The sequence below is a fragment of the Bacillus sp. FJAT-53060 genome, from assembly GCF_037104745.1.
GTDB classification, from domain to species: domain Bacteria; phylum Bacillota; class Bacilli; order Bacillales; family Bacillaceae; genus Bacillus; species Bacillus stratosphericus_B.
Genome location: NZ_JBAWSW010000006.1, coordinates 38,745 through 59,704, shown reverse-complemented (window position 1 = coordinate 59,704; position 20,960 = coordinate 38,745). Strand labels below are relative to the sequence as shown.

Sequence of the window (20,960 nt, the reverse complement as noted above, 5' to 3'; positions counted from 1 at the left end):
AACCTCCAGCTCATTTATTGTTCTTTCTGATCTAAACCCATTTCTTTTGCATACTGCTTCTTAATATCATTTCGCACCCAGTACCAAAGAAGCCCATAAGCAAATGCACAGATAATCGCTGCAATAAAGTAAGGATTACTCGGATCAAGAAGTCTCACCATGATCCAAGGAATGACGTGAGAACCAAGGTCAATACCAGAAATCATGTTTGCCCCTTCTGGGAAATCAAATCCAACGGCTTTCCCCATTGTGGTCGCAAGTGGTGCGAGGTTCGTTGCGATAAAGAAGACGATCATTATTGTTAAAATACTGTTAATGAGGCCGCGAATAATATTTCCACGAGCGGCTGCTACTGCCCATACAACCGTAAATGGCAGAACCGATAAATCCGCAAATGGCAGCATGCCATTGTACGGAAGAACAACAGCGAGCAAAATCGTGATTGGCACCATCAAAAGGGCTACGGCCATATTCGCCGGGTGACCGATAACAATCGCAGTATCTAATCCAATGTAGACGTTTTTACCAGGGAAACGCTTTTGAATATAAGAACGAGCACCCTCAGAGATGGGAATGAGCCCTTCCATTAATAAGGCGACCATTCTTGGCATTAACACAAGAACTGCTGCCATTTGAATCCCAAGGGTCATGACGCCTTTCGCATCATAGCCGCCAAGAAGACCAATAAGAATACCAAGTACGAGACCCATCACAAGCGGTTCGCCAAAAATGCCAAAACGTTTCTTCAGTGTTTCTGGATCAGCATGAATTTTGTTTAAGCCAGGAATTTTATCAATCACGCGGTTTGACGCATACATGAGCGGTGCGAAGTTGACCGTTTCAGCGTGCGCCATTGATACGCCTTTTAATCCGAAGTGGTGTTCAATCGTCGGCGCTGTCCAATCAGCTAATTTCAGTGTAATAGCAGAGACGATCAAGCCAACTGCAAGGGCTAAGAACATATTATGATAAGCGTAGTAAGTAACAGAGGCCGCGAAAATCAAATGCCAAAAATTCCAAATATCTACATTCAGTGTTTTTGTAAAATTAACGGACAATAAGATGACATTTAACAAAAGCACAAGAGGAATCATCAAAGGGGCAACGGGTGTACCAAAGGAAATTGCGGCTCCAATCGGCCAGCCGACATCCAAAATATCGAGCTTTAACCCAAGGGAATTGACCATGGCTTTTGCGGCAGGCCCAAGACCACTCACAAGTAAATTAATGACAAGGTTGACACCGACAAATCCAATTCCGATCGTAATACCGGATCGGAAAGATTTTTTAAAGCCCTGCCGCAAGATCATACCGAAAATCGTCATAATAATTGGGAGCATAATAGTTGGTCCAAGATCTAAAATAAAATCGACTGCTTGCTTGATCATACATCCACCTCCTGAATTTTTGGATAAAACGCTTACATTTAAAAGATTACTGGTTTAATTCTTGTTGAAGTAATTCAACGGCTTCTTCATACGATGTCAAGTGAGATAGCTTTGTCATAATCTCTTCTTTTCTGAAAAACGTCATAAGCTTCTCTAACATCACAAGCTGTTTACTAGGTTCAGTGATTGCAAGAACAAACACAATTTTGGCTTCCACTGTTTCATCAGGGTTTCCCATCTTATGAAAAATGACGGACTCCTTTAAAGTCGCTACACTGATCGCCGGATGGTTGACATGTTCAGGATCTGTATGGGGAATTGCCACTCCAAAGGTCGCAAGAGGCAGGCCTGTAGGATATGTTTTTTCTCTTTCAAGCACAGCTGGTAAAAAGCTCGATTTAATATACCCTCCAGCTTCTAACCGTTTTGCTAAACTTGCTGTCACCTCCTCTCGTGAAGATGCCTCGTACTGCAACTGAATTAGCTGCTTATCTAACTCAAACAAGTTGTTCAAACAACCACCTCTTTCTTTTGATTTAAATATGAACACATGTAACAAAAAGGAAGAACATTTTAAAACAGAATCTTTTTATAAAGCGCTTACAAATATCTATTTGTGAAAATGTTCAATATAGTTACCTTTGTAAAAATATTATAATATTCAAAATTATAAGTCAATATCCCAAAAATATTTTATGAAAAAGACGCAGCCCATGCTGCATCCTCCCATTCGAAATCTCTACACCTCTTGTTATCTCTAAAAATTCAGAGACATAGAGATTGTCGTTTACTCTGCCATTTCTTGCTTTGTCCCTATCTGATCAATTTTTCCATTATTTATGACCACAACACGAACAGCAATATCGGACGTTTCTTCATAATCTTTTGTCACAAAGATGCCGTCATTTGAAATTCTTGATGGAATTTTTTCAGCCAATGCCTTCATTCTTTCATCACCTTCGTATCTAGAGAGCCAAGAGGTTCATCTAATAGGAGTGCCTTCGGTTTGGCGGCAAGCGTACGTAGGAAAGCTACACGTTGCTTTTATCCCCCTCACAGCTGCTCTGCATAACGGTGCTCATACTGCGTTAACTGAATGACCTACAGCAGCTCATGCCTCCTCTCTCTGATGTATTTTTTTATATCCGTTCTCCTCTTGGTTTGAGCTGAAGACTGTACGCACTGTGAACAAATACCGTCATATTTCGACAAAGAACATATCGCTGAATCAGAAAACCGATCTGCAGCTTTCTGGTATAGTCTATAGTCCAAGTCTCCAAATAAAAATCTCCCGTTATTGGCATAGGCAAGCCTGCGATGGTTCTGAATAAAGTGGTCTTCCCAGATGGCGGTAGAAAAAATCAATTCTCCGATTTCCAAATAATAAAGTCTGTCCAAATGGTTTTTTCTTTTTATTTAGACAAAAAAGAAACGCCATCTTCAAAAGGCGCTTCTTTTCCCGGGAAATGTTATTGATCTTCAGATAGCTTTAAATTGACACCAACAGCGGTTCCATTTCTCGTGGAGTCAGCTACTCCAGTAAATGTCCCTGCTTTTCGATCAATCAGGAGAGCTTGCACGTTTCCGATATCAATAGGTGAACTGCCAAAACGATGGCCCATATCATTTAGCTTTGTTCTCACATCCAGAGGAACACCTACTTCATAACGATAAGAATCTAAGCTGTTTGTATAAATTCTTGGTTCTTCCACCGCATCCTGAAGTTCCATGTCATATTCAAGCAAATTTAGGATTGTCTGTGAAACAGAAGCAATAATGGTCTTTCCTCCAGGTGATCCCACGGTCATGACAGGCTCTCCATCTTTAAAAATGATCGTCGGAGTCATACTCGATAAGGGGCGTTTATTCGGCTGAACCTCATTTGCTCCGCCAGGCCTTGCATCGAAATCCGTCAGTTCATTGTTTAAGAAAAAGCCATACTCTGGGACGAGAATCCCTGTACCAAATAACTGTTCAATGGTTGTTGTAAATGACACAACATTTCCCCACTGATCTGCAACAGTAAAATGGGTGGTCTCACCAATCGTTTTATCTTCTGGCTGGGGGACAATCGGGGATGGATTTTTTTCACCCTCATAAGCCCACGGATCTCCTTCCTTCGGGTTACGATTCATTTGATCTACTTGAATAAGAGAGGCTCTTTCTGAAATGTAATCATCATCTAATAGTCCTTTTAGTGGAACATCTACGAATTCGGGGTCACCGGCATATGCGTCACGGTCAGCATAGGAGAGGTGCATCGTTTCAGCAAGCAGCTGATATTTTTCGAATGATTTTGGGTCATACTGAGATAGGTTAAAGTGGTCAAGTATTTTGAGTATTTGTAGCATAAATACTCCGCCCGAGCTTGGTGGAGGCATACTTGCAAGCTGGTAGCCTTTATATTTTCCCCAGATTGGCTCGTCAGTCTTGACCTCATAATGACCAATGTCATCTGTTGTCATCGTACCACCAAAATCTTGGACCGTATTTGCAAGTGCCTTCGCTACTTTCCCTTCATAAAACGCCTTGCTTCCTTTTGTCGCAATCAGCTTAAATGTTTTCGCAAGACCTGGCTGTACAAGCCGATCTCCTTCTTTGAGCGGTTGATCATCTGGAAGAAAGGTTGACGCTGCAGCCGTTTTTTTCAATTTCCCTTGATGATCATCAATGGCCTTTGCAAGAACAGAATCAATTTCAAATCCATCCTCGGCTAACTGAATAGAAGGCTCAATCAATTCCTTCATAGAACGAGTACCCCACTTATCTAGTGCCACTTCAAGACCTTTTAAAGTACCGGGTACACCAACAGCATTACCATGTGTGGACCGCTCCGCAAATGGAATGACTTTTCCGTCATCAGTTAAAAACATGTCAGGTGTTGCGCCCTGCGGTGCCCGTTCTCTACTATTAATGATAGATGTCTTTTTTGTCTTACCATCATAAACCATCATAAATCCTCCGCCGCCAATACCAGACATCATTGGCTCTGTTACATTCAGTGCGTACTGGATGGCAACAGCAGCATCAACTGCGTTTCCACCTTTTTTCAATACATCAGCACCAATTTCTGATGCAAGCGGATGAGCTGTAGCCACCATGCCATCTTTGCCAACAGCTACTTTATTCCCATGATTTTCGTTTGCAGTGACTTGGCTGACAGGCAGAAAAAACGAGAACATAAACAGACATATGGACAAAACAGTTAGAGAAATGCGTTTCATGAACAACACCCCTTCCATATTCTTACTTTGACCTTACCTACTTCTTGACCAGAATACAATAGATTATTCTAAAATTTCAAAAATTTTCATTCTATCAACCTACATTCAACAAACAAAATGTCCTTTTTCAAAACATATGACATGCACATCATGCAGGAATAAAGACGTATTATTTCCAAGTATGAAACTCCGCGATATAATAAACTCATCACAAAGGGGGAAAAAGGATGAACCACAAAAGCACATTATTTTGGGAATCTTATTGGGAAGAAAAATCAAGAAAAGCACCACATCACACCTCTGTTTCTGCTTGGGCATTTGGCGCAGATCCAGATCACTTGCTTGACCTTGTACAGCAAGGGAAAAAAACAGCCACTTGCTCTGGACATATTTTTTACGAGATGGAACAAGAGCCGCTTTCGAAGGCCGGGCAATACGCAATCATTTTAGACAGTCAGGAAGAACCAAAAGCCCTCATCGAGATCACAGATGTAGATGTGATACAAATGAACAAAGTCCCTGAATCCCGATCTATCATATGACTATTGGTACAGAGCCCATAAAGAATTCTTCACAGAAGCACTCAAACCATACGGATTAGACTTTCAAGAAGATATGCTCCTTGTTTGTGAGCGTTTCAAATTAATTTATTCAGCTTCATAACCTTTCAGCGGCGTCGAATACGGCCCGCTTTTTTCCCTTTCTGAATAAGGTGTGATGAGATCTCATCTTTAGGTCAGAATAAGATCAAATAGAAAAAGTGAAGAAATTTTCGACTACACCTGTTTTTTTTCGACAAAAGAATATATAATTATTTGATGTGTGCATTGTCTCATTTATACAATGGAGGGTTTTTACATGTTAAAAAGGAAAAAAGACAAGTTTTCCGTCTTGTTAACGGAAATTGCTAAAAATTTAGATGAAACTGCTGAGTATTTTGTTAGCTATAAAGTAACAAATCAAACCACTCTGAAAGAATTTTCTGACACATTGAAGGAATATGAGACAAAAGGTGATAATCATGTTCATACCATGATTAAAGAGCTGAACAAAGCGTTTATTACACCGATTGAGCGTGAAGACATTCTTCAATTGACGAATAGCCTCGATGATGTTTTAGATGGAATTGAACATTTTTCAGCAACAATGGAAATTTATTCAATGACGAGCTCAGACGAACATATCGACAAATTCAGCCACTACATCAGAGAATGTGCAAAAGAAATTTTAATCACAATTGAACTACTGGCTCAAAATCGCTTAAAAGATATTCATCCGCACGCAATCAAAATCAAAGAGATTGAGCATAATTGTGACAATCTTTATCGTAAATCACTAAAGAACTTGTTCGGAAAAGAAACAGATCCAATTAAGGTCATTCAATACAAAGAAATTTACGAAACACTTGAAGAAATCGCTGATTCCTGTCAAAGTGTTGCCAACAATTTAGAAACAATCATTATGAAGAATGCGTAACGGGGTTAGGTAAACATGGACATATTAATCATCCTTACCATACTTATTGTCATTTGTGCACTGGCTTTTGATTTCATTAATGGATTTCATGATACAGCGAATGCCATTGCCACTTCTGTTTCAACGAAAGCGTTAAAGCCTAGACATGCTATTATTATGGCAGCGTTCATGAACTTCTTAGGAGCGATGACATTTACAGGTGTAGCAAAGTCCATTACAAAAGACATCGCAGATCCTTTTACACTTCAAAATGGTTCTGTCGTCATTTTGGCTGCTTTAATTGCGGCCATTACTTGGAACTTGCTTACTTGGTATTACGGGATTCCGAGTAGTTCTTCACATGCACTGATCGGATCAATTGCAGGGGCCGTTATTGCCTCTGCTGGTTTTGGCGCTTTAAACTATTCGGGATTCATTAAAATCATTCAAGCACTTTTGCTTTCGCCTATCCTAGCTTTCATATTGGGATATATCGTGTATACCATTATTAAATTTATATTTAGAGACAACAATCTCGCAAAAACAAATAAACAATTCCGACGTGTTCAAATTTTAACTGCTGCACTTCAATCGTATACCCATGGCACAAACGATGCGCAAAAAGCGATGGGGATTATTACGATGGCTTTAATCGCAGCTAACCTTCATACAACAGACGACATTCCATTCTGGGTACAATTCTCTTGTGCACTTGCCATGGGACTTGGTACTTCTGTTGGTGGCTGGAAGATTATTAAAACAGTCGGCGGTAAAATCATGAAAATTCGTCCAGTAAACGGAGTATCGGCCGACTTAACTGGTGCAGCCATTATTTTCGGTGCAACGTTTATCCATTTACCGGTTAGTACAACCCATGTCATCTCCTCTTCTATTCTAGGCGTAGGTTCTGCACACAGAGTAAAAGGTGTGAACTGGGGTACTGCAAAACGTATGCTTGTCACTTGGGTCATTACATTACCGATTTCAGGGACACTAGGTGCTCTCGTATACTTTGTGTTAAACGCGATGCTCTAATACAAACTGCCTGTTCTTAAAGGCAGTTTTTTTTCATGAAGCAGGTTTTCCAAACATACCTATAGAAGTAATCAAGTATTCATCTGTCTATGGGAGAGAAGGACATGCTATTATTTTTTCAACTGACCGTCTGGATTTTGTTAGTGGCTCTTGCTGTATATGTTTTTGCTGTATGGCGCTTTGAACAAAAAGTGAAAGAAAAAATGTTTGCTATTCGTAAAACGTGGTATTGGATTTATGTAGCTGGTGCTGTTATTTACTGGACATATGATCCCTCTTCAATCTTCACCGATTGGATGCATTATTTAATTATTGCTATATTTTTCGCCTTAACCGATGCTTTCATTTTTCTCAGCTCCTATATTAAAAAACTCGGGAATCATGAACTAGAAACCGACACACACCAACTCCTTGAACAAAATAACGATCTCCTTCATTCTTACCTCAATAAACTAAAAACGTACCAATACCTATTGAAAAACGAACCGATCCATGTATATTATGGAAGTATAGAAGCTTATATAGAGGGAATTGAACGGCTGATTTATTCTTTTGCCGAAAAAATGAATATTCAAGCGGTTCTTTGTCCATATGACACGCAGGAACAAAAAGATGACCTGCTTTGGACGCTTGATCAGCAAGTTCTCATTCAGGCGAAGCTTGACAGGCAGGAAGTGTATTACGATGATTTCGGCAAATTGGTACTCATCCCGTTTTCAGTAGCTGATGCATACTTTGTCATTAAGCTGACCTCTGATAAAATTGTCACTGAGTTCGACTATTTATTAATAACCTCACTTACAACGATTTATGACCTAATCTTGCCAGACGAAGAGGAAGGTGATGAAGATGGACCACGCACTTCAAGGGGATAACAACAACCGCAAGAAAAATCCTTTTAAAATATTAAAAAAGAAGCGGCATATTAGTATGGCTGATTACAAGGTAAGCCCCCATACAGAGCGTATTTTCAAAAAAAATGAACAGCTCCTGGATGAGTATAAAAATAAAAAAGCTTGATCACACTAAAGGACGCAGAACTAAATCTGCGTCCTGATTCCATTTTCTCATATAATCGCATACAAAAAGATCATATGCTGCAACGATTGAGGTGCCAAAATGAAAAAGAAAATCAAACAATTGAGATATGTTCAGTTTGCTGAATTTCAGCCGTCCCCTTATTTTCATCGATTAAACGAAAAAAGTGAAGCAGTCATTCAATCATTCAAACAGAAAAACTCACTTATTTAATAGCTCAAGTAGCTTTTCCTTTATTTTAGGACCGTACACCCTTTCATTTGTCAAACCATTCATCAGCTGAAAACGCGGTGCTTTCCCTTCGTAAAATCCCATCCGGCAACACATACTTGTTCTTTTCTTCATTTTGAACAATGTTGAGAAAAATGATCCCATGTAGTTAGAAGCAGGCGTGGACATGTTTTTCCAGACCTATGCTGATGTTTCACCACATTTATTAGTGGAATGTGATGCTCTCTTAATAGCTTTTGAATGAGCCATTGAGCATGTATGACGGCCTGCTGAAAGTTCCCATCTTCATTTTCACAAAATTTCAATTGCGATCGATTTCCGCTTACCATTTCCATGACCGTCCCCTTCACGCCAGCCATTTCATTTAAAGGCAATTGCTGATTTCACAATCATCCATTGTTAAATGTCAGCTCACCTCGGTCGTTCCCCGTTTGACATATGCCGCATGACTTTTCTCATCAGCTCCCTTTGATGTATTTGCTGTGTTATGCACCGTCACATACCATGGCGTATCCTGGCCGGTTCCCATTTACAACTGAAATAACATGTTCTTCACTCCCTTTTGCTAGATTGATGATTGATTTTTCTGATCAATCGGTTGCATTCATAAGAAACATTTTGTTTGTTTTGGTAAAATTTCACCTTTCATAATGAAAAATAAAGAAAAAACAGGAGATCGTTCCATTTTTCTTTGATTTCATGTTAAAATTGTTAAAAATAAACCGATACAAAAAATAAGCGATAGCTTAATTAGCTATTTAGTCCTATATGGACTTTTCTTTTACGCCAAAAATAGAACATACGTTTTTATGGAGGTTTTTTTATGACTGGTTTTTTAACCCATTTAGAAGAAGATATTCAACGGTTATACTCTCAACTACAAATAAGTGGTCCTGCCTATGTGGATATGCAAAAGATTGCATCTGAATTTAATGTGTGGATTCACTATGAGGATACCGGCAGCATGATGATCAAACATCAAGGTCTTTACAGTATTATTTTAAACAGATCCCTATCACCAGAAGAACAGTGGCAGGATTTTGCCCACGAGCTTTGTCATGTGCTGAAGCATACAGGCAATCACTTTAAGATGCACAAGCTCTTTCGAGAACTACAAGAGTTTCAGGCCAAACAATTCATGTATCACTTTTGTGTGCCAACCTTTTTGCTTTTGCAAATGAAGCTTCCAAATCTTCGCCAGCAAGCCATTTTGCAAATCGCTCAAACATTTCACGTAACTTGGGCTTTCGCTGAAAAACGGCTTGCCTTATTTGAGCAGCGAAAAGCAGGTATTCGATTTCAAAAGCAGTTTACTTCTTATTTAATGAAAGCGGAGATGGTTGCGGAAAAAGAAGGCGTTTATCTGCACACATGACTTCAGAGGTTTATTCATAAAGGTTTAATACTTGTTTCAGCACGTTTGTGTATTTATAAAATTGATCATTTTGTGTTTTACACCTATGACGCCGCCTAAAGTCATCAAAGAATGCTCTTCTCTGAGCTTGACTGATTTCAATTTGTACACTTTTTCCTGTCAGACATTGATTATTAATATTATGAGGATGTGTTCCTGAAAAGCGATCAGCTTCAGATTGCAGCAAGGCTTGAAAGCCATTCCATCTTAAACGTTTCACTGTTTCTGCAGCCCTTTCTCTATCTGTTCCGCCTACTAATGTTTGATGCACGTCTGTTTCCCCATAGCCGTGGAGGGCAAACGTATAATGATGTGTATGCACGTGAGAAAGACAAATCGGCTCATCAAAACGTGTGCTCGTAATATGAAGAACTTGGTTGCCTTTCACTTTAAGCCCCTCGAATAAATACATAGAATAATTGCTTGTTAATTCATGAATCAGCTCACTCACACCAGATTCAATCCCTCCACCATGAGGGGACAAGACCAGAAGCTGATCACCTTTCCGCTTGTGAAGAATTTGATAGTCGATCCCTTTTCTTTCATGAGCGGAAAGCTCTTCATAATTTTGATACGTATCGATGATTGGCGTCATTCCACCTTCCCCATTTCTCTATATGAGCATAAGTCTACTGATCCTAAATTCTTTTGTAAAGTGTTTTCGGATCATCCTCCCACCTGAAGACATCCTTAAATTTTCCTTATCTTTTCGGCTTTCTGTTGAATTTTGAGAAAAAATGACCGATAATTGACTTTTGCACTATATGAATCTTTTTGTATTCTCTCATATATTAGAAATTGTGATCTACATCTGGAGGAATTCATGTCTAAAAAGAAAACCACCATTATCCTTGTCATCTTATTCCTTAGCTTCGCCGGAATCATTTATTGGAAATGCTTCTCTCTTCAAGGCGTGTCTCACGGAACATATATCCGCTCTATGTCATCACCCGATGGAACATATATCATTAACACCTATCGACATAGTGGAGGAAAACTAAAGGAGAATGCAGTAAGAGCAGAAATCGAAAACAAATTGACCCATCGAAAGAAAACAATTTACTGGAAATACCCTGATAAAGACCCTCTCATCAAATGGAAAAATGCACAGCTTGTTCAAATTGGACACGAGCTTTTAAATGTTGTCAAAGGAGAAACGTATGATTATCGCTTTGACAAAAAAACTAGAAAATAAGTTACCAACGTAAAAAACGAACCCTCTTTAGATTCGTTTTTTACGTTGACATACACCTTTTCTTGAATACTATGAATGATGGCATTCAATGACTCCGTATACACTTCAAGCTCTAATTGATTTTTGATCGGAAACCCTAAAGCGAGTGCACACCTGGTTTTATTGGTTCACCTGCTCGTATTTGAAAATCGACATCTTTCGGTGGCAAATACAGCAAGAATTTTTCCTCGATCAATCACTTATCGTTAATTCATTCTTTAATACCTGCATGATATAAGGTGCAACTGTCACAATACTCTGTAGTATCCACTTTCCCTACCTCCTCATTGTATTTATCGGCTTTTCATCTCAATTCAGAAACTGCTGCCCATACCTTCTTGTGTGATAAATTACTACGAACAAAAGCGGGATTGGCTAAGTGGTTTATGATGGGCGATGCCTGGTGTACATGAGATCCCATTCATGGGCAGGGAATGACCAAAGCAGCTCTTGAGGCACAAACACTTGAGCGTATGCTGAAACAAGCACAAGAAAATAAGCATTTATCGTTTGAAAGAAACACCTTACAACAATGCAGCACGCCATTGAGCCTGGCTGCTGGCTTTGTTCGATTGCTGCTATGGCATGGGAAGAAGTCGAGTTAAAAGGAGGAAAGCAAAATCCCCAATTTGACGCTACATGATATAATTCAGGCTGATCCCTTTGGCGAATCCGCTCGTTGGTGGCGTCAATGGGATAGAGAGAACGTTGAATGAAATCACTCTTCTTTCCAAGAAGCTGTCCCGGACTTTCAATTACACAGGCCTACTGCACTCAAAATGACATGAAAAAAAAGCCCCCTGCAATTAGGGGCTTTTGGTTAATTAACGTAGTAATTGAAGTACGTTTTGTGGCTGTTGGTTCGCTTGTGCAAGCATAGCTTGAGAAGCTTGAGAAAGAATGTTGTTCTTCGTGAACTCACTCATTTCTTTCGCCATGTCAACGTCACGGATACGAGACTCAGCCGCTGTTAAGTTTTCAGAAGAAGCACCAAGGTTGTTGATTGTGTGCTCTAGACGGTTTTGAACCGCACCAAGTTGAGAACGTTGTGAAGACACACTCGTGATTGCTGCATCAATTTTTACGATTTCTGCGTCAAAATCGAAAGCGGGATCATCAACTTTAATAGCATCTACGCCTAAAGCAGTTTTTCCCATGTCAGCAATAGTGACATCGATATTTTGATTTGCGTTAGCACCAATCTGGAATTTAAATGCTCCTTCAGTACCATCTAAAAGGTTTTTTCCGTTAAATGCTGTACGCTTAGAAATCCCATCGATCTCATCAACAAGTGCATTAATTTCATCTTGAATGGCTGTTAAATCCTCAGCTTGTTGAGTACCAGTGTTACCTGCTTGAACAGTTAGTTCACGCATACGTTGAAGGATCGCATGTGTTTCCGTTAATGCACCCTCGGCTGTTTGGATAAGAGAGATACCATCTTGTGCGTTTTTAGATGCCATATCTAAACCGCGGATTTGTCCACGCATTTTTTCAGAGATCGCAAGACCTGCGGCGTCATCTCCTGCACGGTTAATACGAAGACCAGAAGAAAGCTTCTCCATGTTTTTTTGGCTAGCACCGTTGTTTGCAGATAAACGGTTTAATGTGTTAAGTGCTGCGATATTGTGGTTAATTCTCATTTCTTATTACCTCCATGTATGTGGGACCTGACAGACGTCCTTGTCTGAAAAAAGTCCTTTATTCTAGGGCTTATCAACCCTGACAATTCTAATATCGGATATAGTTATAGGATGTTTAGCAGATTTTTTTAAAAACATCTTATTTTTTTATGCCATTAATCCTTTATTTTAATAATTATGTAAAAATAAAAAAACTTGTAGAAAAACATAGGTTTCTCTACAAGTTGAAGCTGCTGATCTATTATCAGTATTGCTTGATATCGTACACCACGTAATCTTTTTTACTTGTGAAGGGTCCTTGATTGTGTTCGTCATTGATTCCATAGAAGTTCATTCCGATTCCAAAGCTTCTTTCTTTGTACCAATTTAGAACATCATTGATCTCTTTTTACAGAAAGATGACCCATACTATAAGCGTAGTTACGTCCACCAATGACATATAATTGATCATCAACAATCCGGAACAACGTTCAGTTTATGCCATGATTGTTTTATGAATAATACTTTTTATCCTAAGGAAAACTACAAAAAAGAGAAAAAATAGGTGATGAAATGAATTTTGCATGGCAAGCATTAATTTTAATTGTGTCTGGCATCCTTCTCTTGAGGATTTCAGGAAGAAAATCAATTGCACAAATGACTTTAGCCCAAACTGTGGTCATGATTTCAATCGGGACAATTATCGTTCAGCCAATTACGGAAACCAGCTTATGGAAAACTATTACAACTGCTGGTATTTTTACTATCGCCTTAGTTTTAATGGAATGGTTTCAAATAAAAGCCAATTGGGTTGAAAAATTTTTAACTGGGAAAGCAAAACTGGTTATAGAGGATGGGCAACTCAAGGTAGATACTTTAAAGAAAATGCGGCTAACAGTTGATCAGCTTGAAATGCGATTAAGACTTCTTGGAATTTCTAATATTAACAATGTAAAGAACGCTACTTTAGAACCAAATGGACAGTTAGGATATGAACTAAAAGATGATGCAAAGCCTTTAACTGTTGGAGATTTTAAGAAAATATTTAATTCCCCGAACATGAATTCGATCCACCAACAAAATAATCAAAGCAATATATTCGAGGAAATAAACAAAGAACAAACTCAAAAGAATCCTAAAAAGCTGCATTAGTGAAAAAGAAATATCCATATGCTGAGCAATCCATCGATCACTTTTTCCTTTCACGGAGTGCCTGATCGTGTTTTTTTAAACCCAGAAAAATAAGACATAATTGGTTGGTACCAAATGTATAACCTCCCTCAACATCACGATCTACGAAAGACTAGAACTGCAAGTACGAAAAAAATTTGGTAGATAACCGTTATAACAAAGATTTTCTTCCGCAAGGGTTTCAACGATGATTCTCTCTGGGCTCAAACCAACGACCTCAGCAAGTCTGTATATGGAACGTTTCTTCCTATATACCAGGTCTTTCCCTCATCATAGTTACCGTCAGTTCGTTGAGAGATTTCAGCTAGAACAATATGATCATCACACTCCCCTACTTCATAACCTTCTTTAACGATAATTGCAGAATATAAGTTGTTTATTTCTTGGGTGTTGAATTCAGTTTGAACAATCGTTATATGTTTAATTTAATCTCCCTCACTCTCGTTTGTTTAGGTGTTTGTATGTTTGAAGACCGTTTGATCAAGCTTAGAAAAAGCAAAAAATTAACCCAGGAGCAAATGTCAGAAAAAATAGGTATTCATAGAGCGACTTATGCGAATTATGAACGAGGATATTGACGGACTCGAAAAAATAATCAAAGATCACCTAAAAAAAAAAGACAAGGGTTAGTTGCGCCTTTTCCTTAAACAAAACCATTGCAATGGTGGTACAATTAGATTAGAGGTGAAACAATGGACGAAAAACTATTTAAGATAATTGAACAATTGGCTGCGGACGTATCAACCATTAAACAAGATGTGAAAGAAATTAAATCTACAGTTACCAAGCTGGAAGAAAATGAGCCTGAAGAGATAATGGCTATGCTTAATTGATCAAAAAGGATCTCGAACGTGAGCTTAGATACACTGATAAGAGATTTTCTGAATTAGACAGAAAAATTTATGACATAGAGGAACGCCTTAACAACTAATACTCATATCAAAGGGGTAGTGTATATGAAGATCAATAAAATCCGTTCTGCACTTTATAAGTCAGCTAAGGTATCAGGGGATGTAAATGCCGTTCAAAAGGGTACAATCGGAAAACGTATCATGCGACGTGCTGCGGGGAAAACGACTGGAAAATTGTTAGGTAAACTATTCAAGTAGCCCGCCATTTGGTGGGTCTTTGTGAATACTCCCACCACTTACCACCCTTTCGGTCGATTGAATATATTTAAAAAACCTCTCGCTATGCGAAAGGCTTATTAATATGCTCCTGATAAACTGCACCTTTGACTGTATGATGATATGTCAATAACAGGGATGCAGTTTTTACATTGTGTTTACTTTCACTTTTGTGTAGACGAATTATTATTCTTATTTTGTATAGGGATAGTGATTGAAAGAGCTAAGGATAATAGGAATATTAATATATATATAATCCCATTATAAATATATTGTTTATTTATAATGATTTGTATAAAGCCCGTTAATGATACTATAAAAATCAGCATACACAATACACGAACTAGATTCATTTATATACCCCTAACTAATATTTTTTCCAAAAGCATTCGCCAATGTTAAACCCTGATAAGAATGTTAAGCCATAAAAGCAAGGCGCACAAGCTGTACCCATTGTTACACTACAAGCTCCGCCACAGATGCTTCCTGCTAATGTAATCATCGCCCAACTAACTCCTTTTGAAGATAAACAATTGTTAAAACCATTCCACCATTTTTTGAAATTTTTATGTGGGGAAGCCTGAAGCTTCATTTTGTTTGTATCACTTTTTTCGAAAGCTACAATTTTATCAAAGTCATTTTCTGAAAAATTAAGAAGTTTTTCGCTTACCAATTTTCCGTTAACCCAATAAGACGAAGTTCCTTCAAGTTCTTCCTTATTAGTTTTCAAATGAATTTCTGAATAATTAACTAAAGTATTATTCTGATCAAACGTTAGTACTATACCTTCCATATTATTCAGGGGATCTGATGTCTTCATAGGTACATTCAGAAAGATTTCGTTAGTTTCTTTATTAAACAAAGCGGTAGCACCATCCAAATTAAGCTCATTTTTGCTGTAAAGCGTTACCTCTTTGTTTTTTACAATTTCAGTTGTTTTAGTCACCAGCTTCTCAACTTTATTGTTACTAACTTTTTCAGATTGTTCACTTAATTCATTATACACTTTAATGGCGTCTCTAACATTATCTTTTATTGAGGTTTCTATATTTGAGGCCATTGATACACCTCCACCTCCAACCAAACACATAATTAAAGTAAGTACTAGGGTAAAACACATGATTTTTTTCACTTTTATTCTTCCTTTCTATTATAAAATATTTCCAACAAAATCACTATATCATAAATTATTGAAAAAATGTAAAAATTATTAAAAAGAAAGCAAATAAAGCAAATGGATGATACGATAATTAAAGTTTTACAGAGATTAAAAAAGGTTTATTCCCCCTAAAAGAGGGATTATTACTTCAATAATGCTTCCAATCTTACTTTCGTCTTCGGACCATAAATACCGTCAGCACTAAGTCCGTGCATAAGTTGGAATCGTTCTACTGCATCCGTTGTTTTCACGCCATAATATCCATCAATTCCATTGTTTTTTGCTCCTTTGTCGGGATAGTAATACATCACTAATGCCTCCTGAATCTGGCTGAAGCAGTTTATGAAGCAGTATGATATATCCATTTTACAATCATCAACGTTCTAAAAAAATTATACAACCTGAGCCCATATCAATACAGAACCCAGGCTGCTTAGTGTCTTTTTAACACTGTCTACTTGACAGGGGGCACTTCATTTAAATGATAGGAGGATTGAGGCGAGGCGAAGGTCTTGCACTTGAATGGTATTTAGATGTTGATTGGACGGCCGGCGGATTTAGAATAAACCGATCTCTTTTAAACCAACACGTAAAAGATCCTAAATCAAAAAGTTCAAAACGTTTTGTACAGAAGCCTGACTGGTACATGAATGAATTGTCACTATATTATCATATGTGGAAAAGAGAAAAGGATAAGCTAAAAGATACATGGGAGGGTGAAGATTACCAATGCATTTTTCATAGTGGTTTTGGTAAACCTACTATTTTACAACTCCAATATAAAATAAAAAATATCCGCTTACACGATTTGCGCCATACTATGGTTGCTTTGCTGATGGAAGTCGGAGAAAGCATTAGTGCTATTCAAAGACGTGCAGGACACGCTAGTGCCAGAACAACATCTGATATATATGGCCATGTAACCGATGAAATGAAAAAGAGTGCAGCGAATCACTTTAACAAGTTTGATCCCAAACATTTGAGAAACACAAAATTAGAGCCAGGAAATCTCCGTCCCCAAGTCGGCCCCAAGGTTAAAAATAATGCATAATACAAAAATTGAGAGATTTCTCATCAAAAATAAAAAATTAGCCTTTCCCCTTGTATTCTAAGCGGAATTAAATATAATAATATTTGTTGAAACATCCCGGAGCATTAGCTCATCTGGGAGAGCGCTGTTGGCAGCGTAGAGGTCAGCGGTTCGATCCCGCTATGCTCAATACACAAAACCATTGATACAGAGCCATTCTTGAGATAATCGAGAGTGTTCTTTTGTCTTTCTAAAAACAAAAAGGTAACATTCCTGTCTGCAAATTTAAACTTTATCACCATTAATATATTTCACTAACATGGATGCTGCGTACATAAAGATAGCAGCGATTAAACCATTTACCATACTCCCAATAACGATAATTAAAATCTGTCTTGCATAATTTGCCCATGTCTTATCTGGAAATACAGCAATGTTCCATATACTTACGAGCATATAAAATCCAATCACAATGATAAACGTCCAAACAACTAACTTTGATTTGAGCATTTACTGACAATCCCCCAATATCCATTTTCTTCTATGATAACATTGGTTCTTCTCAAATCCTCAATTAATTCATCTTGATCTATATTCTTAACTTCATCTAACTCACGTCCTAATCGCTTTTTATCTTAGCTTTCTTCACTTCAGCAGCTCACGCACAGTCATCTCATCTACAGTTTTTGTTTCTCCTGTTGATGGGATTTGGTGAGATGAGTCGATGAATTTTTGTCGATCCACTGAAGTAGGTAGAGAAAGCATTTCGAATAGTTTACCTGTAGTGAGTCGCGACTTCTTTGAATTGCTCGTATGTTTGTATAAATTTAAAAGCTGTTGAAGAAGAAATCGCAATTCTCTTTAACCCAAGATTTAAACTCACCATCAGACCATCTCAGACACACCGAAATGAATAAGAACATCTACGCAAAACGTAAAGAAACGATTGAACGCGTTTTTGCGGATGCAAAAGAAAAACATGGTATGCGTTGGACGAAACTTCGTGGACTGAAAAAAGTTTCAATGCAGGCGATGCTTACTTTCGCTGCCATGAATCTTAAAAGCTAGCAAACTGGACATGGAGACGACCATGTCCAGGGTAAGACAACTGATCAATTTTTTCAAAATAAGTGAAAACCCCACTTTTATTTAAAGTAAAGGTGGGGTTTGTCTACGGTCTGAAGCAAATTATTTTGCTTATCACTTTTGCGTTCCAACATTCATGTTAATAGATTTCGATTTACCCAAAGAACATGAACTAGCTATCTTGAAAGTTTCTAATATTTTCAATGTTACTCCTGAATTTGCAAATCACCGTTTAAATCTTTATTGTCAAAAAACTTTTTCTCAGACAAGGAGCGTTTTATATGGCTAGCATTGAAAAAAGAGGAAGTAATTCTTTTAGATTAGTTGTTGAAACTGGATATGATGCTAATGGAAAAAGGTTAAGAAAGTATAAAACTATTCGTATAGATGATCATAAACTGTTAAAAACGAAAAGAAAATTGCAGGAATACCTCTCAGATCAGCTTTTTCAGTTCAAGATTGAAGTCAACTCCGGAAAAACTAACCTTTGATTCCTTCATCGCAAAGTGGAAAGAGAAGAAGCTTTATCAAGAGAGTGGAAAACCATATTCTCTTACTACTTCCGATGTATATTGGAGACATTTAAAAAATCACATTCTCCCTGTCTTTGGTAATAAAAAAATGGAACAAATAAAAAGCCTTCATATTGTAGATTTTTTAGACAGTTTAAAAAAAGATGGCGCACGAAAGGATGGGAAATCAGGAGGTTTAAGCGGGGTCACTATACAGGACATTTTTATAATTTTACAAGTTGTTTTTAAAACTGCTACTGAAGAATGGAAGATTATTATGGTTGATCCTATGAAAGGACTTCCTCAACCAGAACATGAAAGAAAAGAAATGAACTATTTTGTGACGAAGCTGCTGAATGCATAAAAATTTTGTATAAAGAAGTTGATATTAAGTGGAGACTATATTTTTTAGCTGCTATGATCGGCGGTCTAAGAAGCGGTGAAAGTCTTGCTCTTGAATGGCATTTGGATGTTGATTGGGACCTCGGTGGATTTCATATTAATCGTTCAATATCAAAAACAATTGATGGTAAGCCCTATGTTAAAGAACCTAAAACAAGAAGTTCTAAACGCTTTGTGAAGATGCCTAGCTGGTATATGGATGAATTAAAGCAGTATCATATCATGTGGAAAAAGGAAAAACTATTAGTTGGCGACTTATGGAAAGGCGGAGAGCATCTATATATATTTCATAATGGCTTTAGTGAGCCTTATTTTTACACAACCCCTACTTCCAAATGGTTTAAAATCAAAAACAAACAAAAATTAAAAAACATTCGACTACATGATTTAAGACATACAATGGTCGCTCTCCTTATCGAGGCAGGTGAGAGCATTAATGCTATTCAGAAAAGAGCCAGACATGCTAGTGCTAAAACAACCTCAGATATTTTATGGTCATGTAACAAACAAATTAGAATTTAACACTGCAGAACACTTTAATCGTTTTGATCCTAAAAATATTGAGAAACAATCTGGTGGATAAAGTTCGTCCCCAATTCGTCCCCAATCAAAAGAAATAGAACAAATATTCGTTGTTAAAAAAACAAAAAACCCTTGCTAGGCAAGGGTTTCAACGATGATTCCGACTGGGCTCGAACCAGCGACCTCTACCCTGACAAGGTATCCGTGACGTCTCTGGTAAGTCAAACGTTGGTATATGGACGTTAAGTCAGTCGGTAAGTCAAACGAATTCACTTCGATAGTACGTATTATAAACGATGGGAGCGCTAACTTGCAAGTATTACATCCGCTACCTAATTTGTGCGAACCAAAATATGGACTCGTCCAATAGCCGATGTTGTCGCAATTTGCGATAAGATGGTATCGTATTCTATCGTCTCCCAATTGAACTATCGACCACCTACTCCGCCCCAATAAACGCCTCGAACTCCGCTAATTTACCACGCATTTTACGGCGTTTTGCCTCGCTTGCCGCACGGTCGTCGGCTTTTGCTTGAGCTCCTTTTTTTGTTTCCAAAGAATCAAGGTCGTCAAGTTTTTCCTTCATCTTATAAAGGTGAACCTGTAACTCTTTAGTAGTTGCATCAATGTTTCCTTGCATTACATCGGTGCGCTTTTTTATATCTGCTTCCAGATTAGCTGCTTTTTGTTCTATCTTTGATTTCAACGAGTCAAAATGGTCAATGTAATATTCTGCATCTGGAACAATATTCTCATCTATTAAATTCTTCTTTATTGAGAATGTAAACTCGTGTACAGACAGGGACTGACCGTTGTTATAAAAGAGATTTAATGATGCTTGAACCCTGCCGTATAGCTTAATCTCGTCATTGTCTAGGATATATTCGGCTATCCCTTCGACCTTGTCGACAGCGTGATATTTCTAATGTGCTTAGATCCATTAGAGAACAACAAGACTAACTTACCCTCTACTGCAGACAAAGGGAGAGGCATTCCATCTTTATGCAGCTTGAATATCAATCTAGCTGTGCCTATATCTTGTGTTGAAAACACAATCTTTGAGTCATAGAAGCTTAAGTGGATACCCTTACGCAGCAAGACGTAAAAGACTTCGAGGATGTTCGGTGCTGGCGTTTGTACTCCGACGATGACTTCGTATTCATAGTCGAGGATATTCACGGCCATTTCTGACCACACGTACCCACGTTTCCGTTGCGTTACTTCAAATACATCTCCGTTTTTATACCGAGTTTCATTTACGTGTTTATCCGTAATCAAAATCCGTTCGCC

General features: G+C 38.0%; 25 protein-coding genes and 7 pseudogenes. 19 read left to right on the top strand and 13 right to left on the bottom strand.

The features are described 5' to 3' along the window. Positions 1–14: 14 nt before the first annotated feature. The 4 genes from WAX46_RS04220 to ggt form a co-directional block, all read right to left on the bottom strand. A complete protein-coding gene (locus tag WAX46_RS04220) occupies positions 15–1,388 on the bottom strand; it encodes a PTS galactitol transporter subunit IIC (RefSeq protein ID WP_226568967.1) in 1,374 nt (457 codons plus the stop codon). Positions 1,389–1,434: 46 nt separating this feature from the next. Beyond that, positions 1,435–1,902: a PTS sugar transporter subunit IIA gene (locus tag WAX46_RS04215; RefSeq protein ID WP_226568965.1), complete on the bottom strand. Its 468-nt coding sequence runs from the start codon at positions 1,900–1,902 to the stop codon at positions 1,435–1,437. A gap of 273 nt (positions 1,903–2,175) precedes the next feature. Continuing rightward, entirely contained in the window at positions 2,176–2,334 is a 159-nt protein-coding gene (locus WAX46_RS04210; protein ID WP_226568962.1) for a hypothetical protein, read from the bottom strand. A gap of 523 nt (positions 2,335–2,857) precedes the next feature. After that, a complete protein-coding gene (ggt, locus tag WAX46_RS04205; protein WP_376776450.1) occupies positions 2,858–4,570 on the bottom strand; it encodes a gamma-glutamyltransferase in 1,713 nt (570 codons plus the stop codon). A gap of 269 nt (positions 4,571–4,839) precedes the next feature. On the opposite strand from ggt, the pseudogene WAX46_RS04200 reads away from it, so the two are divergent. From WAX46_RS04200 to WAX46_RS04175, 6 genes and pseudogenes are all read left to right on the top strand, one after another. Further along, positions 4,840–5,275, top strand: a pseudogene (locus WAX46_RS04200) (ASCH domain-containing protein). A 195-nt stretch (positions 5,276–5,470) separates the two neighbouring features. Next, the gene (locus tag WAX46_RS04195) at positions 5,471–6,088 is read left to right on the top strand and encodes a DUF47 domain-containing protein (protein ID WP_226568958.1); all 618 of its coding nucleotides are present in this window, start codon (positions 5,471–5,473) and stop codon (positions 6,086–6,088) included. A gap of 15 nt (positions 6,089–6,103) precedes the next feature. Continuing rightward, on the top strand, positions 6,104–7,102 hold the full coding sequence (locus WAX46_RS04190; RefSeq protein WP_226568956.1) for an inorganic phosphate transporter: 999 nt from the start codon (positions 6,104–6,106) through the stop codon (positions 7,100–7,102). A 104-nt stretch (positions 7,103–7,206) separates the two neighbouring features. Then, on the top strand, positions 7,207–7,977 hold the full coding sequence (locus WAX46_RS04185) for a type II toxin-antitoxin system SpoIISA family toxin (protein WP_226568954.1): 771 nt from the start codon (positions 7,207–7,209) through the stop codon (positions 7,975–7,977). Further along, the gene (locus WAX46_RS04180; protein ID WP_008358858.1) at positions 7,952–8,122 is read left to right on the top strand and encodes a type II toxin-antitoxin system SpoIISB family antitoxin; all 171 of its coding nucleotides are present in this window, start codon (positions 7,952–7,954) and stop codon (positions 8,120–8,122) included. The genes WAX46_RS04185 and WAX46_RS04180 overlap by 26 nt, the downstream gene beginning before the upstream one ends. A gap of 99 nt (positions 8,123–8,221) precedes the next feature. Next, complete coding sequence (locus WAX46_RS04175) at positions 8,222–8,353, top strand: hypothetical protein (protein WP_264188749.1); 132 nt, start codon at positions 8,222–8,224, stop codon at positions 8,351–8,353. A 149-nt stretch (positions 8,354–8,502) separates the two neighbouring features. Here the strand turns inward: WAX46_RS04175 and WAX46_RS04170 are convergent. Then, a pseudogene (locus WAX46_RS04170) lies at positions 8,503–8,877 on the bottom strand (peptidoglycan recognition protein family protein); the annotation flags it as partial. Between the two features lie 317 nt (positions 8,878–9,194). Between WAX46_RS04170 and WAX46_RS04165 the strand changes: the two are divergent. After that, positions 9,195–9,746, top strand: a complete 552-nt coding sequence (locus tag WAX46_RS04165; RefSeq protein ID WP_226568950.1) for an ImmA/IrrE family metallo-endopeptidase — start codon at positions 9,195–9,197, stop codon at positions 9,744–9,746. Positions 9,747–9,756: 10 nt separating this feature from the next. Here WAX46_RS04165 and WAX46_RS04160 read toward each other — a convergent pair whose 3' ends face one another. Next, positions 9,757–10,380, bottom strand: a complete 624-nt coding sequence (locus WAX46_RS04160) for a poly-gamma-glutamate hydrolase family protein (protein WP_226568948.1) — start codon at positions 10,378–10,380, stop codon at positions 9,757–9,759. A gap of 228 nt (positions 10,381–10,608) precedes the next feature. Between WAX46_RS04160 and WAX46_RS04155 the strand changes: the two genes are divergently transcribed. Further along, on the top strand, positions 10,609–10,980 hold the full coding sequence (locus tag WAX46_RS04155) for a DUF5412 domain-containing protein (protein ID WP_226568946.1): 372 nt from the start codon (positions 10,609–10,611) through the stop codon (positions 10,978–10,980). 473 nt (positions 10,981–11,453) lie between these two features. Beyond that, positions 11,454–11,624, top strand: coding sequence for a hypothetical protein (locus tag WAX46_RS04150; RefSeq protein WP_226568944.1), 171 nt, complete (start codon positions 11,454–11,456; stop codon positions 11,622–11,624). A gap of 219 nt (positions 11,625–11,843) precedes the next feature. Here WAX46_RS04150 and hag read toward each other — a convergent pair whose 3' ends face one another. Next, positions 11,844–12,662: a flagellin Hag gene (gene hag, locus WAX46_RS04145; RefSeq protein ID WP_226568942.1), complete on the bottom strand. Its 819-nt coding sequence runs from the start codon at positions 12,660–12,662 to the stop codon at positions 11,844–11,846. A 244-nt stretch (positions 12,663–12,906) separates the two neighbouring features. Beyond that, positions 12,907–13,050: pseudogene (locus tag WAX46_RS04140) on the bottom strand (galactose oxidase); the annotation flags it as partial. Positions 13,051–13,214: 164 nt separating this feature from the next. Here WAX46_RS04140 and WAX46_RS04135 point away from each other — a divergent pair. The 4 genes from WAX46_RS04135 (at position 13,215) to WAX46_RS04120 (ending at position 14,941) form a co-directional block, all read left to right on the top strand. Further along, positions 13,215–13,793 (top strand): DUF421 domain-containing protein, encoded by a 579-nt coding sequence (locus WAX46_RS04135; protein WP_226568940.1) that lies wholly within the window; start codon positions 13,215–13,217, stop codon positions 13,791–13,793. 455 nt (positions 13,794–14,248) lie between these two features. After that, positions 14,249–14,410 (top strand): helix-turn-helix domain-containing protein, encoded by a 162-nt coding sequence (locus WAX46_RS04130; RefSeq protein WP_312887872.1) that lies wholly within the window; start codon positions 14,249–14,251, stop codon positions 14,408–14,410. A 114-nt stretch (positions 14,411–14,524) separates the two neighbouring features. Continuing rightward, positions 14,525–14,665 carry a hypothetical protein gene (locus tag WAX46_RS04125; RefSeq protein WP_226568937.1) on the top strand — a complete coding sequence of 47 codons (141 nt, stop codon included), beginning with the start codon at positions 14,525–14,527 and terminating at the stop codon, positions 14,663–14,665. A gap of 123 nt (positions 14,666–14,788) precedes the next feature. Next, on the top strand, positions 14,789–14,941 hold the full coding sequence (locus tag WAX46_RS04120) for a hypothetical protein (RefSeq protein ID WP_226568935.1): 153 nt from the start codon (positions 14,789–14,791) through the stop codon (positions 14,939–14,941). Positions 14,942–15,326: 385 nt separating this feature from the next. Here WAX46_RS04120 and WAX46_RS04115 read toward each other — a convergent pair whose 3' ends face one another. Both WAX46_RS04115 and WAX46_RS04110 read right to left on the bottom strand, forming a co-directional pair. After that, positions 15,327–16,091, bottom strand: coding sequence for a hypothetical protein (locus tag WAX46_RS04115; protein ID WP_226568933.1), 765 nt, complete (start codon positions 16,089–16,091; stop codon positions 15,327–15,329). 170 nt (positions 16,092–16,261) lie between these two features. After that, positions 16,262–16,447 (bottom strand): annotated as a pseudogene (locus WAX46_RS04110) (peptidoglycan-binding domain-containing protein); the annotation flags it as partial. A 152-nt stretch (positions 16,448–16,599) separates the two neighbouring features. Here WAX46_RS04110 and WAX46_RS04105 point away from each other — a divergent pair. Beyond that, on the top strand, positions 16,600–17,169 hold the full coding sequence (locus tag WAX46_RS04105) for a site-specific integrase (protein ID WP_336493407.1): 570 nt from the start codon (positions 16,600–16,602) through the stop codon (positions 17,167–17,169). 264 nt (positions 17,170–17,433) lie between these two features. Here WAX46_RS04105 and WAX46_RS04100 read toward each other — a convergent pair whose 3' ends face one another. Then, positions 17,434–17,658, bottom strand: a complete 225-nt coding sequence (locus WAX46_RS04100) for a hypothetical protein (RefSeq protein ID WP_336493406.1) — start codon at positions 17,656–17,658, stop codon at positions 17,434–17,436. Positions 17,659–18,036: 378 nt separating this feature from the next. On the opposite strand from WAX46_RS04100, the pseudogene WAX46_RS04095 reads away from it, so the two are divergent. The 5 genes and pseudogenes from WAX46_RS04095 to WAX46_RS04080 all read left to right on the top strand — a co-directional run. After that, positions 18,037–18,251: pseudogene (locus WAX46_RS04095) on the top strand (transposase); the annotation flags it as partial. Positions 18,252–18,337: 86 nt separating this feature from the next. Then, positions 18,338–18,523: pseudogene (locus tag WAX46_RS15730) on the top strand (ImmA/IrrE family metallo-endopeptidase); the annotation flags it as partial. Further along, positions 18,516–18,725, top strand: coding sequence for a hypothetical protein (locus WAX46_RS04090; protein ID WP_336493405.1), 210 nt, complete (start codon positions 18,516–18,518; stop codon positions 18,723–18,725). The pseudogene WAX46_RS15730 and the gene WAX46_RS04090, both read left to right, overlap by 8 nt. Continuing rightward, complete coding sequence (locus WAX46_RS04085; RefSeq protein WP_336493404.1) at positions 18,694–19,110, top strand: hypothetical protein; 417 nt, start codon at positions 18,694–18,696, stop codon at positions 19,108–19,110. The genes WAX46_RS04090 and WAX46_RS04085 overlap by 32 nt, the downstream gene beginning before the upstream one ends. A 5-nt stretch (positions 19,111–19,115) precedes the next feature. Continuing rightward, positions 19,116–19,670, top strand: coding sequence for a site-specific integrase (locus tag WAX46_RS04080; protein WP_336493403.1), 555 nt, complete (start codon positions 19,116–19,118; stop codon positions 19,668–19,670). A 439-nt stretch (positions 19,671–20,109) separates the two neighbouring features. Here WAX46_RS04080 and WAX46_RS04075 read toward each other — a convergent pair whose 3' ends face one another. Together WAX46_RS04075 and WAX46_RS04065 are read right to left on the bottom strand one after the other, a co-directional pair. Beyond that, positions 20,110–20,376 (bottom strand): hypothetical protein, encoded by a 267-nt coding sequence (locus WAX46_RS04075; RefSeq protein ID WP_336493402.1) that lies wholly within the window; start codon positions 20,374–20,376, stop codon positions 20,110–20,112. Between the two features lie 42 nt (positions 20,377–20,418). Next, positions 20,419–20,855, bottom strand: a pseudogene (locus WAX46_RS04065) (BppU family phage baseplate upper protein); the annotation flags it as partial. Positions 20,856–20,960: the final 105 nt, after the last annotated feature.